Source organism: Paenibacillus ottowii (genome assembly GCF_050516475.1).
GTDB lineage: Bacteria > Bacillota > Bacilli > Paenibacillales > Paenibacillaceae > Paenibacillus > Paenibacillus ottowii.
The window spans coordinates 3229564-3242824 of sequence record NZ_CP191577.1; the positions used below are offsets into that span (position 1 = coordinate 3229564).

General features: G+C 46.7%; 11 protein-coding genes and 1 riboswitch. Of the genes, 6 read left to right on the plus strand and 5 right to left on the minus strand.

Features of this window, described 5'->3' with window-relative positions:
* Window positions 1–55 precede the first annotated feature (55 nt).
* Both ACQQ6X_RS14990 and ACQQ6X_RS14995 read right to left on the minus strand, forming a co-directional pair.
* Window positions 56–1363, minus strand: a complete 1308-nt coding sequence (locus ACQQ6X_RS14990; protein WP_305165981.1) for a nucleobase:cation symporter-2 family protein — start codon at window positions 1361–1363, stop codon at window positions 56–58.
* Window positions 1357–1974 carry a xanthine phosphoribosyltransferase gene (locus ACQQ6X_RS14995; RefSeq protein WP_305165982.1) on the minus strand — a complete coding sequence of 206 codons (618 nt, stop codon included), beginning with the start codon at window positions 1972–1974 and terminating at the stop codon, window positions 1357–1359. The genes ACQQ6X_RS14990 and ACQQ6X_RS14995 overlap by 7 nt, the downstream gene beginning before the upstream one ends.
* Window positions 1975–2139: 165 nt before the next feature.
* Window positions 2140–2243, minus strand: a riboswitch (purine riboswitch).
* A gap of 327 nt (window positions 2244–2570) precedes the next feature.
* On the opposite strand from ACQQ6X_RS14995, the gene rhaB reads away from it, so the two are divergent.
* The 5 genes from rhaB to ACQQ6X_RS15020 all read left to right on the plus strand — a co-directional run bounded on the left by rhaB (window position 2571) and on the right by ACQQ6X_RS15020 (window position 9802).
* On the plus strand, window positions 2571–4055 hold the full coding sequence (gene rhaB, locus ACQQ6X_RS15000) for a rhamnulokinase (protein WP_305165983.1): 1485 nt from the start codon (window positions 2571–2573) through the stop codon (window positions 4053–4055).
* A gap of 4 nt (window positions 4056–4059) precedes the next feature.
* The gene (rhaA, locus tag ACQQ6X_RS15005) at window positions 4060–5316 is read left to right on the plus strand and encodes an L-rhamnose isomerase (RefSeq protein ID WP_305165984.1); all 1257 of its coding nucleotides are present in this window, start codon (window positions 4060–4062) and stop codon (window positions 5314–5316) included.
* Window positions 5317–5367: 51 nt separating this feature from the next.
* A complete protein-coding gene (gene rhaD / locus ACQQ6X_RS15010; RefSeq protein ID WP_305165985.1) occupies window positions 5368–6213 on the plus strand; it encodes a rhamnulose-1-phosphate aldolase in 846 nt (281 codons plus the stop codon).
* 266 nt (window positions 6214–6479) lie between these two features.
* Window positions 6480–7376 carry an AraC family transcriptional regulator gene (locus tag ACQQ6X_RS15015; RefSeq protein WP_305165986.1) on the plus strand — a complete coding sequence of 299 codons (897 nt, stop codon included), beginning with the start codon at window positions 6480–6482 and terminating at the stop codon, window positions 7374–7376.
* Between the two features lie 140 nt (window positions 7377–7516).
* Entirely contained in the window at window positions 7517–9802 is a 2286-nt protein-coding gene (locus tag ACQQ6X_RS15020; protein ID WP_305166137.1) for a GDYXXLXY domain-containing protein, read from the plus strand.
* A gap of 192 nt (window positions 9803–9994) precedes the next feature.
* Here the strand turns inward: ACQQ6X_RS15020 and mmuM are convergent, their stop codons facing one another.
* Window positions 9995–10942, minus strand: coding sequence for a homocysteine S-methyltransferase (gene mmuM, locus ACQQ6X_RS15025; RefSeq protein ID WP_305165987.1), 948 nt, complete (start codon window positions 10940–10942; stop codon window positions 9995–9997).
* Window positions 10943–11300: 358 nt separating this feature from the next.
* On the opposite strand from mmuM, the gene ACQQ6X_RS15030 reads away from it, so the two are divergent.
* The gene (locus ACQQ6X_RS15030; RefSeq protein ID WP_063207447.1) at window positions 11301–11483 is read left to right on the plus strand and encodes a hypothetical protein; all 183 of its coding nucleotides are present in this window, start codon (window positions 11301–11303) and stop codon (window positions 11481–11483) included.
* A gap of 100 nt (window positions 11484–11583) precedes the next feature.
* Here ACQQ6X_RS15030 and ACQQ6X_RS15035 read toward each other — a convergent pair whose 3' ends face one another.
* Complete coding sequence (locus ACQQ6X_RS15035) at window positions 11584–12516, minus strand: dihydroorotate dehydrogenase (protein WP_305165988.1); 933 nt, start codon at window positions 12514–12516, stop codon at window positions 11584–11586.
* Window positions 12497–13198 carry a dihydroorotate dehydrogenase electron transfer subunit gene (locus ACQQ6X_RS15040; protein ID WP_305165989.1) on the minus strand — a complete coding sequence of 234 codons (702 nt, stop codon included), beginning with the start codon at window positions 13196–13198 and terminating at the stop codon, window positions 12497–12499. The genes ACQQ6X_RS15035 and ACQQ6X_RS15040 overlap by 20 nt, the downstream gene beginning before the upstream one ends.
* Between the last annotated feature and the right edge of the window lie 63 nt (window positions 13199–13261).

A 13261-nucleotide genomic window follows, 5' to 3' on the forward strand; every position in this document is an offset into this window, starting at 1 on the left:
AGCCGGAACAGAGGCTGCGTCCTCTCTCCGGCTGTTTTTATCTATTTCCTATTCGTCAAACCTTCTGTGGAACCTCCGAAACATTTACACCTTGGGCTGACTCTCTTTGTTCTCTTGTCAAAACGATGTTCAAGACAATTGCCGTAATCGAGCCCGATACGATGCCGTTTTGCAGCAGCATTTTGGCAAAGCTCGGCAGTTGGTCGAACATTTGCGGCAGAACGGCAGAGCCTAGACCTACAGCAATACTGCATGCTGCGATCAACAGGTTGCTTTCCTTCCGCAGATCTACTTCTGACAAAATGGACATGCCTGATGCAGCAACTGAGCCAAACATGACGATCATCGCCCCGCCCAGCACAGCGTTAGGAATCACTGTCGTCAAGGCAGCCAGCTTAGGCAGCAAACCAAGGACGACCATGATACCACCCGCAGCAAAAATAACGTTACGCGATTTAACGCGAGTCAACGAGATCAGACCCACATTTTGCGAGAAGGCTGTGTAAGGGAACGCATTAAAAATACCGCCCAGCATAATCGCAAGCCCTTCCGAACGAAGTCCATTGACGATTTGCTTTTGCTCTACCTTTTGGTCAATCGCCTTACCCACTGCCAGATAAACCCCCGTTGATTCGACCATGCTGACAATATTCACGATAATCATCGTACATACTGCCATAATGCTAAACTCCGGTTTGCCAAAATAAAACGGCTGCGCAACACTAACCCATGAAGCGTCTGCTACGGCAGCAAAATGCACCATTCCCATCGCATAGGCAACTACAGTACCCGCGAACAGACCAATAAGTACGGATATTGAGCGTAAAAAGCCCTTGGCTACTCGATTGACAAGCAGAATCACCAGTAGTGTGACCAGCGCCAGCAGCAAATTACGCGGCTGTCCAAAATCTGCACTGCCCTGGCCACCCGCTACATTGTTCATCGCCACGGGAATAAGGGATAGACCGATAATCGTAACGACCGAGCCAGTAACTACCGTTGGAAAAAAGCGTAACAGCTTGCCATACAGCGGTGCCGCAAGCACCACAAATATACCGGACAAAATGATGGCACCGTACGCTGTCGCTAGATTTGAGGTTGAGGCAATCGCGATAATGGGTCCTACGGCCGTAAACGTACAGCCTAAAATGACAGGAAGTCTGCTACCGAAAAAGCGTGTACCCATAATCTGTAGTAACGTAGCAATCCCGCAAGTGAATAGATCAGCCGCCACTAGATAGGCCATCTGTGCTGGCGTCAGGTGCAGCGCTCCCCCTACAATCAGAGGAACAGCAATGGCTCCAGCGTACATTGCCATGACATGCTGGAAGCCCAGCGCAAATAATTTTTGTTTACTTAGCATCCGGCATTCTCCTTAACAGGGGGAATCACCGTGCCAGCTTCCTCTATAAAATGAACCTCGCCCGGTGCCATGGAACCGATACGCGCTAGAGAACGTACAGCAATGCCTCTTTGCTCCAACAATCCACGACCTTCCTGAAAGCTCTTTTCAATTACACAGCCAACTCCGGCCAGTTCTGCTCCAGCTTCCTTCACAATATCCGTAAGTCCGACCAATGCTGCACCAGTAGCCAAGAAGTCATCCACGATCAGCACATGATCGCTAGCATCAAGATACTTTTGGGAAATGCTCACCTGATAGGTTTCCTGACGAGTAAATGAGTGAACCTCTGCGAAGTATACCTGTTCATTCAGCGTGATTGCCTTCTTTTTCTTCGCATAAATGAACGGTACCCCCAAGGCAATAGCCGTAGCCATCGCAAATTGAATACCGCTAGCTTCAATGGTAAGCACCTTGGTAATCGGGGCACTGCCGAACAGGCGTGCAAACTCCTTGCCAATTTCCAGTGCTAACGCTGTATCCACCTGATGATTCAGAAAAGAATCTACCTTTAGCACCGTGTCGGATAATATCTGTCCTTCTTGACGAATACGTTCTTCCAAAGCTTTCATTATGCGAATATCGCTCCTCTGTACTTTAAAATAGAATAAAAGAATAAAACCTGCCAAAACCAAAAAAGGACAAGCTCCCTTGAGTTGTTTCTCAAGTGAAGCCTGTCCTTGGGGTCGTAATCCCTGACGGATTGGCGCACAAATAAAATGCCCGCATTCATCCGAAGCTGATGCGCTATCACTCATAGTCGGATGATTACAGTGGTCATCCGGTAGAAACTTTTGGGCCATATCCCCAATATTATACGAGTCATATGAAATTGATATCTTGTATACTACACCCTCTGGCGGGCGGTTTCAAGACTATTTTTCATACAAACAGCGGCATTTGGAGAACCTTCCACAATTTGAATATCGCAGCAGCACACCAATTCCTGTTCGAGGTATATATATAATAGAAAGCAAATACCAAAATACAAAAAACAATATAAAACAACATCTAATTTTACTTTTATTTTTAAATTCAAAAATAAAACCAAAATAGTATTTCCGTTTATGTTGACTACACAGACAAACGGAAGTAGTATGAAGTTAGTTAAAACATAAAAGGCAGACTTTCAGGCTGCCAGGACTTCATCCATGCAAGGAGGTTGGATATGAGCAACTATCTTGCTGTTGATATTGGAGCTTCAAGCGGAAGACTCGTAAGTGCCACTCTAGAAGGTGAACAAATTCACTTGCAAGAGCTTCATCGGTTCAACAACTCCTTTACTGAAAGGAACGGACACGCTTACTGGAATATCGATAATCTTTTTGATGAGATCATCCAAGGACTGCGAAAGGCTAAGCAAAACGGGATTGACTCCTGTACGCTCGGGATTGATACATGGGCTGTAGATTACGTCCTACTTAATAAGGAAGGCCGCCGCATCCATGAGGTGTACGCTTACCGCGATGCCCGCACACTGCATGCCCCCAACAAGCTGCATCAGCTCATGAGCCGACAAGACGTATATGAGAAAACAGGCATCCAGGAACTAAATTTTAATACTCTGTACCAATTGTTCGTTCATGATCGGGAACAACTCGCCCAGGCAGATAAAATATTGATGGTTCCTGATTATTTGTATTATCGCCTGACAGGCATCATGGTCAATGAAATGACCAATGCTTCCACAATGCAGCTTCTCAACGTAAATACCCGAGAATTTGATGAGGATCTGCTCTCCCTGCTTCAGCTTCGGCGCGATCAATTTTCGGAACTGGCTGAACCTGGACGCCTTCTGGGCCCCATCCTGCCGGAGCTTATTCAGAAATACGATCTTCCAGACTGCCAACTCATCCTTGTGCCTACGCACGATACTGCCTCGGCAGTTGCTGGTGTTCCATCACCGCGGGAGGAATCCTGGGCTTATATTAGTAGCGGAACATGGTCGCTACTGGGTATGGAACGATCCCACCCCTTGAATACCAAGACAGCCATGCAGACGAACTACACCAATGAGTGGGGCGCTTACGGCACGTACCGTTTTTTGAAAAACATTATGGGCTTATGGATGATTCAGGAGGTTCGAAGAGAGGGCGGCTCTGCACATAGCTTTGCCGAATTGGCCCAACTGGCTTCAGCAGAGACACCGTTTGTCAGTCTTGTCCTCTGCAACCAGTCCTCATTCTTAAATCCAGACAGTATGACCCTTGAGATTCAAAGATTCTGTGAAGAAACCGGGCAGCCGGTCCCGTACACACCTGGCGCGCTCGCCCGCTGTATTTTTGACAGTCTGGCCTTAAGCTACCGGGATGCCTTACATGAGCTACAACGTTTAACAGACGATACGATTACCAGACTGCACATTGTCGGCGGAGGAGCCAACAACGAACTATTATGCCAGCTAACAGCCGACCTTTTAGAAATTGAGGTTCTGGCAGGACCTTCCGAATCGACGGCTATCGGCAATATTGCCGTGCAATTAATCAGCTCTGGTGCTCTTGAAAATCTGAAAGCTGCTGGCCGAACCATAGCCAACTCCTTCCCAACCCGGCTATTTGAGCCGCGTCCAATGCAAATGGGAGAGCTTCTGGATCGATGGGAACACCTCAAGATACAAGCAACATCACCATTTCATATTTCAAAAAAGGAGTAAAGCCATGAACGAAGCCATTGAAGCGAGTTATAACGAAGCGAAAAAGCTGTATGCCCGCCACAGTATTCAGGTGGATGACGTTTTACAGAAGCTTTCACAAATCAAAATATCACTACACTGCTGGCAGGGAGACGATGTGCAAGGCTTCCTGTTCAAAGATAAACAGCTTAGCGGGGGCATTGCCGTGACAGGCAGCTACCCGGGTAGAGCAAGCACGCCTGCTGAGCTGCGTCAGGATTTAGAAAAAGCCCTATCGCTCATCCCTGGCAAACACAAGGTCAATCTGCACGCGATCTATGCCGATACCACAGAACAAGTAGATCTGGATCAACTGGAGCCACGTCATTTTCAGAACTGGGTAGACTGGGCCAAACAGCATGGGCTTGGACTTGATTTTAATCCAACCCTGTTCTCCCACCCCAAAGCGGAAGATGGCTTCACACTGAGCCACAAGGACTCGGATATTCGCAATTTCTGGATCACACACTGTAAAAAATCGCGCAGGATTGCAGAACACTTCGGTAAAGAACTCGGTCAGCCGTGTGTCACAAACCACTGGATGCCAGATGGTTATAAGGATACTCCCGTGGACCGCCTGGCTCCAAGAGAACGCCTGCGGGACGCCCTTGACGAGATTTTCAGCGAGGAAATTAGTGAAGATTACAACATCGATGCGGTTGAGAGTAAACTGTTCGGCATCGGTTCGGAAAGCTATGTCGTCGGCTCTCATGAGTTTTATATGGGTTACGCCCTGACACGGGGTAAATCTATCTGTCTCGATTCCGGCCACTTCCACCCGACGGAGGTCATTTCGAACAAACTGTCTTCTGTGCTGATGTTCACCAATCAATTATTGCTCCATGTCAGCAGACCTGTTCGTTGGGATAGCGATCATGTCGTGACGATGGACGACGAATTGCTGGACATTGCCCGTGAGCTGGTTCGCGGCGAGCTGCTTTCTCGCACTCATATTGGTCTTGATTTCTTTGATGGCAGTATTAACCACGTAGCTGCTTGGGTCATCGGCACACGCAACACCATTAAAGCGTTGCTTCGCGCCATGTTAGAACCGATTGAAGAACTAAAGAAGGCCGAAGAGGAAAGAGACTTCACGACACGCCTTGCCTTGGTCGAAGAGTTTAAATCCTATCCGTTTGGGGCTGTATGGGATTACTATTGCGCTCAAAATGGCGTTCCCGTTCGTGAGGAATGGCTAACCGAAGCTAAGAACTACGAACAACAGGTCCTGCTGAAACGGTAACTACTGCACTGATCAGCTTATATTCATATTATCCTAAGGGAGAGATCATCCATGACTACTGTGCTGGAAAACCAAAAAGAACGAAGATCAGGGCTGGATATCCCATTTGTTCGCGAGATGGCGGAAATTACGCAAAACATGTGGAAATTCGGCTGGGATGAACGCAATGGAGGCAATGTAAGTTATATTCTGGACGAAGCCGAGGTTGCCAAATATATAGATATCGATCATGTTATCCGTACCATTAAACCTGCTTTCCCAGTGAATGAACTGGCAGGCAAATATTTTATCGTTACTGGATCAGGAAAATACTTTAAGAACGTCATTGCCGATCCGGAAGCTAATCTGGGTGTTCTGCGTGTCTCTCAGGATGGTGAACAATTGGAGCTCCTGTGGGGCCTCAAGCATGACGCGGTTCCTACCAGCGAATTGCCATCTCATTTTATGAGCCACATTGAGCGCTTGAAGATCGATCCTAATCATCGGGTTGTGATCCATAATCATGCCACCCATGTCATTGCCATGACCTTTATTCATAGTCTAGACGAAAACCAATTCACCAAAACGCTGTGGAAAATGTGTACTGAATGTATCGTAGTCTTTCCAGACGGTATCGGTGTAATCCCTTGGATGGTGCCAGGCTCCAGCGAAATCGGCCGCCAAACAGCAAAAAAAATGAAGGATCATCATGCGGTATTATGGCCTCATCACGGCATTTTTGGAACAGGCAGCTCCATTGATGAAGCCTTTGGTCTGATTGAAACGATTGAAAAAGCAGCACAAATTTATATGCTGATTGCTCAGCACGATATCAAGCAACGGATTACAGATCAGGAATTGGCCGATCTGGCTAAAGCCTTTAATGTTACTCCAAAAGAAGGAATCCTGAACGTATAGACATCGGCTAATCGTGTAGCTCAGGATTCTATAAGGCTTCACGGCTCGTCCCAAACCAGCCATGGAGCCTTTATTATACATATCAGAATGTTGCTGGATTCGATTATTTCATCGATGGCTTGATCTGACAGCAGGTTTAAGCAACCTCCTCTAGAGACTATTTTAAATTTATAACCCCAAATTCCAATGAATTAACTTGTAATTATACCTTCCTTTATATACAATAAAATCAAAATCCCCTTATCTCCACCAAAGGAGAGGTGACAATGATGAGAAGAACCAAGAACGAGGATCACTTCGACATCGTGGAAGACCATTATTTCACAACAACCGAACTGGAAAAATCCAGCGCCATTTGGCCGGTCAGACTGGGTATGGATATTTCGAAAACAAGCTGTCATGTCGGCCCTAAGGCTGTCCCTTATTTTTATTTTATTTTTGTACTCGAAGGTCAGGCTGAGTTCATTTATAAGGAAAAGAGTTATCGTGTCCAAAAGTCCGATTTATTCTGTTTTTTTCCGCATCTTGTTCATGAATACTACACTGACCAAGAGCACCCGTTGCAGAAGGTATGGATCGCCTTTGAGGGACCCAAATCTCTGGCGCTGCTGGAGCGGATCGGGATTGACCTCTCTAAGCCATTTATAGCTAACGCAATAAGCGAGGAAATCCTCGAACTGATCTCCAACCTATTTTCCATCGTCAACGACCACAGCAAAGAGGGCAGCGATCTTGCCCGCTTAATTACACTGCACCAGATTTTCGAGGAGTTGTCCCGTAACAAATCTAGCGTGCTGCGCAACTTTGTGTGCTCTGATTATTGGCTCCAGCAGGGGAAGGATTACATCGAAATGCATTATTGTGAACGTGTTACGATTGAGCAAATTGCCGAGCATGTAGGTGTGGATCGTGCGCATTTTTCACGTAAATTTCATTCTACTTTCCTCATCTCCCCCGCCAAGTATTTGCAAACCCTCAAGATTAACGAAGCCAAAAGATTGCTGGAACAGACCACATATAATTTGTCGATCATTGCCCAGTCCATCGGTTATACCGATATATCCACCTTTTCCAAGGCATTTAAGAAAACAGCAGGAATCCCACCCCGAGAGTATCGCTTCCTTCATCAGTCCCGGCAAGAAATCCGCACTGCCAACGCTTAGTTGAAATCCCAGCAATGATATAAGAGAACCCCCTATACGGCGGCTCTCTTTTTTATGACCTGATCCTAATTTTCACTTGGTTCTGAGCCCTTTCAACGATATAATAAGCATCAAACCAACAGGAAAGGTACGTGAAATCCATGCTGCGATTCAACGCCATACGTACAGGTTATCTGCTGGGCATCTCACTGATACTGGCTGCAATTATCTATTTCTTCGCCTCTAATTGGGGTGGACTAGATCGGACAGTCAAAATTGTGCTAGCTGTTGCGCTTATTGTTTTGTTTTATGGCTTGTCTTTTGTATTTGCACGTATACGTGCTGTTCCCGGGCAACAAGCTTTTCTGTCCAATATATTCCTTTTAGCAGGCTGTGTGGCCTTCGGTGTTTCCGTCGCACTACTCGGTCAAACCTACAATTCCCATGCGGACAGCTACGGGTTGTTTGTCATTTGGTCGGTGCCGGCTTTACTGCTTAGCGCCATCACCCGCTACAATCCTTTTTATATGCTATCTTATGTGCTGATTCATCTGGGTGTATGGCTTTATTTTTATCCAACGATGCAAAGTACAACTTATACCCAACTGGAATCGTTGTCCATCGCTGGACTGTTCGCAATGGTCAATCTGGTGCTATTTCTATTGACATTCCTTCATCGTATACGTTCTGCTCCATTACAATATATGAGTTTTACGGTTCTCCATATAGCTATGTTGGCGATGACCAACTCCTTTGCATTCGATGGATATGGCCTGATCATGAATATACCGCATATCGCTGTGATTGCTTTAGGATTCTATATATTTATCAAGGTGCGGCTGAATAAAACGCTCCTGACCTTAAATGCATTGGCGCTCTCCGCTTTTGCTGTCTTTAAATTTATAGAGCTGGCAGAAGCGTACTCTTCATCTCTGTTCTTTGTTTTCGGTTTAATTTTTGTGGCATTGCTACTGACGGGTAACGTATGGTTTTTCCGTTATTTAAATCGCTTGGGAAAACCGTCTCCGGAGGCTGGAGAAATACCCAATGAGAACAAAGAAGATATCGCGAAATCCGATGCGCAGACAACTGTCTCCGAAGACCGCAGTAGTGAATGGATCAGCAAAACGGTATCCCGTGTCATCAAAGTGGTTGGAGTATTGATTGGAAGTATATCTCTCATCGGACTGATTATGATTAGTACGAACGTAAACCATACCGAATATGTACTGCTGAGCGTGTCCTTGTTGCTGATGATTACGATGATTGCCATACCGGAATCCAAATTGGATTCTGTAGTCCGTTATACACTGCTAACCATCAGCTATATTACAGGCCTTGCGGCCATTATATGGTCGGATCAGACGCTGCTTTCGGTATTATTTCTGGTCGTTTCCATCGCCGGATGGCTTCGCTCCAAGGGGAAAAGACAGCGATTTTTTGCTTATACTTTTGTGAACCTGAATATAGCAACTGTTTTATTTAAACAGTATCAAGAATGGGATGGTTGGAACTGGACCTATAAGTTCATCATCTTCACCCTGTTCGTTCTCAATGCCGTGTTATATGGAATAAGCTACTTTAAACCCAAGACAGAGTTAAAAGGGCATCTTCGGGATAGCTCATTATTTTTTAGCTTATTGTTCCTGTTGTGGGCGACGTTCTTCGAGGATGTCATTCCACACTCTTATATGTTCATTAATATTTTTTATTTTGTTATCGTTACCTGGATGGTCTTTGCCTTTATCCGTCACAAACAAAAATCGGAGGCCATTACGAGCATCATATTCTGGTTTATTTTTATCGGCTTCAAATACTATGATTTATTGTGGACGTTGCTGTATAAATCTTTTACACTGGCGCTGCTGGGCATCATTGTGCTCGGAATTACCTGGTGGTTCGATCGACGAACGGCCCATAGCGGAAAAGCAGCATTCGATGCCGACCACCGCAGCTTTAGCTTCATTCGCTTAAGCCCGTTACTCATTGCCATCGTCATCGTGCTACAGCTGGGGATTATCGGCTATCAGACGGCGAGGAGTGAAACCCTGCTCGCCACAGGTGCCTCCGTTAAGCTCAAACTGGCTCCTATAGACCCGCGATCCCTGTTGCAAGGCGATTATGTAGCACTGAATTACGATATCTCTACCCCTCCTTCCAAGAATACTCTTCAGGAGGATTGGAACCGAGGCAAGGTTAAAGTCGTTCTCACCCCAGATCGTCAAGGGGTATATATTGCTGATCGTCTGTATCAAGATGGTGAGAAACTTGCCCCTCATGAGCTTGTTCTCAATGGGCAATGGAATGGTTCTCGTATTCTGTACGGTATTGAGAATTATTTCATTCCTGAAGGAACCGGACGTACTGTTGAACAGAACGCTCGTTACGCCTATATTCGGGTTAGCCGCAATGGAGATGCATTGCTGGAACGTTTGGCAGAAAGCTGATCTGGATTAGCAAAAGGGGTAGAGAGGTAGAGGTAGTGAACGAAGCGGGGCTTTAAAAATCTACTCGTACAAAAAGCAGGCTGAACTAGGCCGCTCCATCGCTGGAGCACAACTCGGTTCAGCCTGCTTTTTCTTTTGTAACAATAGAGGGAAACTTCTTATGGATAATCTTCTCTAAAAGTTTATCCTCGTTTATACCCCTCTCGACCATGCCACGATTTCTTTAATATCCTGTGGCTGAGTCCGGCAACAGCCACCAATCATACGTGCCCCTGCTTCATACCATTGACGGGCACTCTGTCCGAACGTTTCTGTACAAGTATGGCCATGCCATGTCTTGGTGACCGGGTCATATTCCTCCCCGAGATTGGGATATACCACCACCGGCTTATCCGTATGGCTGTGTAATTCGTGAATAAGGGATGGAATAAATTTGGGCAACGTGCAATTGATCCCTATCGCAGCCACCTGCTCATGCTGATTCAGCCACTTTGCACATGCGGCGGCAGACTCGCCATTACTGATGTGCTGCTCATCCTTTGCACTAAAGCTGATCCAGGCATACGTGCCGGGGAATTCCTTCAGCAAGCGGGCAATTGCCTTGGCTTCCACCAGACAAGGTATCGTTTCACAAGCTAAAATGTCTGCCCCAGCCTCAATCAGAGCTTTCATACGCGGCCTGTGAAACTCCATAAGCTGCTCCTCGCTCAGTTTATAATCGCCTCGATACTCTGACCCATCAGCGAGAAACGCCCCATAGGGTCCGACAGAGGCCGCAACCAGCGGCTTGGGACGATGCTGCTGACTTGCAGTAGCCGTCACATCGGACCAAAACTCATCTCGTGCCTGTACAGCAATCTGCACCGATGACTGAATCAGCTTCAACGCCTCATTTTCGCTCAATCCGCGCTCAACATAGCCTTCCACGGTGGCCTGATAGCTCGCCGTAATCGCACAGTCTGCCCCAGCCTCAAAGTAGTCTCGATGGACACGCTTGATCGACTCCGGATGTTCGTGAAGTATTTTGGCGGACCATAAGCTATCGTTCAGATCATGCCCATGACGTTCCAGTTCAGTCGCCATTGCGCCGTCCAGCACGATCAGCGGAAATTCGTCCAGTATACGTTGTATCGGATTCATGCAGACCCTCCTGCTTATCTCTTCTCATTTTACCCACTGTCTAGGTTGGAATTATTTTTTTTATATTATAACATGTCGTATTATCAAAGTGCTTGTTAATCATAAAATTACGAATGAGAAGCAAGGATATAATCAAGGAAATAACAATAACTAAAAAAACCAAAATAATAATCATAAATTGTAGCGAAACTTTGAATTGTCGTCTCGGTTTCAACTTACCTTTTAACCGCACCCTATCACCCAATTTCTATATCAAGCTCTCCATACAGCCTTTACCTGAAATAAAACTTTATGCTGAATAAGGAAAGAGCAAATCTCCATAATAAGGACGTATACCTAACGAAAGGGAGGATCACGGATGATCGACAATCTCGAAAGCAATTACGACTGCGCTCACGCAGGACAAGACCTTCATCAGCTCAAACAGGAGCTTGCCGCACTCCAGGCACAAGGGGCCAACGACCAGGCATCCAAGGAAGCCATTCATCGGCTGGAAAATCAAATTTCGTTCATACTAAACAAATGCGATATTAACCACTAGTTGCGTTTGCTGTTTGGTCAAATAAAAAAACAAAACCGGCTTGCCTTTAAAGACAAGCCGGTTTTGTATGCTCAAGTTTATGCACAAATAAGTACAAACTTCACAAAATTCCTCGTATCTCATCCAACGACTGTACCTTTTCCTGCTGCATCCATTGTTCAAGCCCATATACCAACTCTGCCCCTGCATGTAAATGGACAAAATTATACGTACCCACCTGAATGGCGGCGGCCCCTGCCATCGTGAATTCAATAATGTCCTCCACTGAGCTGATCCCGCCCATGCCGATCACGGGAATCGATACCGCCTGCGCTACCTGGTGAACCATACGCAAGGCAATCGGCTTGATTGCCGGGCCAGAAAGACCTGCATACGTGTTGGCGAAAACACTGCGCCGCCGACGTATATCTATTTTCATTGCAGAAAAGGTATTGATCAGTGAAACGCCGTCAGCACCTTCTTCCTCGCACATCACCGCCATTTGCGTGATGTTCTCCGCATTCGGCGACAGCTTGACGATCAGCGGAAGCGCCGTCACATTGCGGACCTGACGCACAACCTCCCGCGCTACCTCTGTCTGGATACCAAATTGCATTCCACCCTGCTTCACATTGGGACAGGAAATGTTTAATTCCAGCATATCAACGCCTCTGCGGTTTATTGTACGCCGTTTTTGTGCGTTTTCCGTAATCATAGCTACGGCTTGGACGTATTCCTCCAGATTGGAGCCGCCCACATTGGCAATAATAGCCGTGTTCCAGCGAGTCATGTCATCCAGCTCATCCTTCAAAAAGGCCGCCACACCCGGATTTTCCAACCCTACACTATTCAGCATACCGGACGCTGTCTCATGTATTCGTGATCCCGAATTACCTGCCTTCGGATGAAGGGTTAGTCCCTTGCCGACAATGCCGCCGAGTAGTTCGGGAGAATAGAACTCCGCAAACTCACGCCCAAATCCAAACGTACCCGATGCCATGATAATAGGATTTTTGAACGGTACACCCGCAATATTACACGCCATGGAGATCATCGAACTCCACCTCCTCCACCGGGAATACAGGCCCTTCCTTACATACCCTCCGATTGCCTCTGCGGGTACGCATGGTGCAGCCCAAACATGCGCCAATACCACAGGCCATGTGTCTTTCTGTTGAAATATATAAACGGGACGATGTACCCGCCGTTTTGAGTGCGAGTGCTTGCAACATCGGAGTTGGCCCGCAGGAGAACATATTCGCATAGAGAGCCGGATCGACCCCTTCGACGATGCTTCCCCCTATCTTGACCTGCACAGATGCCGCCGCAGCCTCGAACGCTTCAACCCCGAAGGCATGCTGCGCAAATCCCAGATACACGTGTGCTTGCGGGTAATATTTTGCAGCCAATAACAAAGGAGCTGTACCCATGCCACCGCCGATCAAAGCCAAACTGCCCTCAACCTGCGGAAATCCATTTCCGAATGGTCCTTCCAACTGAATCTCCTGACCAGGCTGTAACTGGGAGAATAGCTTGGTTCCCTCTCCAACGACCCGGTATAAAAAGGAAATACTCTCTTCCCCGATATCATAAATGCTGATGGGTCTGGGCAGCAGTGGATAACCTGTCCCGCTGCGCAGCATGTAAAACTGCCCCATCTCCCCTTTAAATTTGCCTTCTATTTTCATTACATAGATGCCCGGAACGAGTGCCTCATTTGAAATTATGTTCGCCATATAACCCCTCCACTAACCACTCACTATAACGCAAAAGCAGCAACTATTACGTGACTATTTTCA

What these genes read in the sequence shown, in the direction of transcription:
- ACQQ6X_RS15035 (WP_305165988.1), bottom strand. Translation starts at nt 12,516, where the DNA reads ATGATCTCCATGGCGTGTAATATTGCGGGTGTACCGTTCAAAAATCCT.
- ACQQ6X_RS15040 (WP_305165989.1), bottom strand. Translation starts at nt 13,198, where the DNA reads ATGGCGAACATAATTTCAAATGAGGCACTCGTTCCGGGCATCTATGTA.
- ACQQ6X_RS15020 (WP_305166137.1), top strand. Translation starts at nt 7,517, where the DNA reads ATGCTGCGATTCAACGCCATACGTACAGGTTATCTGCTGGGCATCTCA.
- ACQQ6X_RS14990 (WP_305165981.1), bottom strand. Translation starts at nt 1,363, where the DNA reads ATGCTAAGTAAACAAAAATTATTTGCGCTGGGCTTCCAGCATGTCATG.
- rhaA (WP_305165984.1), top strand. Translation starts at nt 4,060, where the DNA reads ATGAACGAAGCCATTGAAGCGAGTTATAACGAAGCGAAAAAGCTGTAT.
- ACQQ6X_RS15015 (WP_305165986.1), top strand. Translation starts at nt 6,480, where the DNA reads ATGATGAGAAGAACCAAGAACGAGGATCACTTCGACATCGTGGAAGAC.
- rhaD (WP_305165985.1), top strand. Translation starts at nt 5,368, where the DNA reads ATGACTACTGTGCTGGAAAACCAAAAAGAACGAAGATCAGGGCTGGAT.
- rhaB (WP_305165983.1), top strand. Translation starts at nt 2,571, where the DNA reads ATGAGCAACTATCTTGCTGTTGATATTGGAGCTTCAAGCGGAAGACTC.
- mmuM (WP_305165987.1), bottom strand. Translation starts at nt 10,942, where the DNA reads ATGAATCCGATACAACGTATACTGGACGAATTTCCGCTGATCGTGCTG.
- ACQQ6X_RS14995 (WP_305165982.1), bottom strand. Translation starts at nt 1,974, where the DNA reads ATGAAAGCTTTGGAAGAACGTATTCGTCAAGAAGGACAGATATTATCC.
- ACQQ6X_RS15030 (WP_063207447.1), top strand. Translation starts at nt 11,301, where the DNA reads ATGATCGACAATCTCGAAAGCAATTACGACTGCGCTCACGCAGGACAA.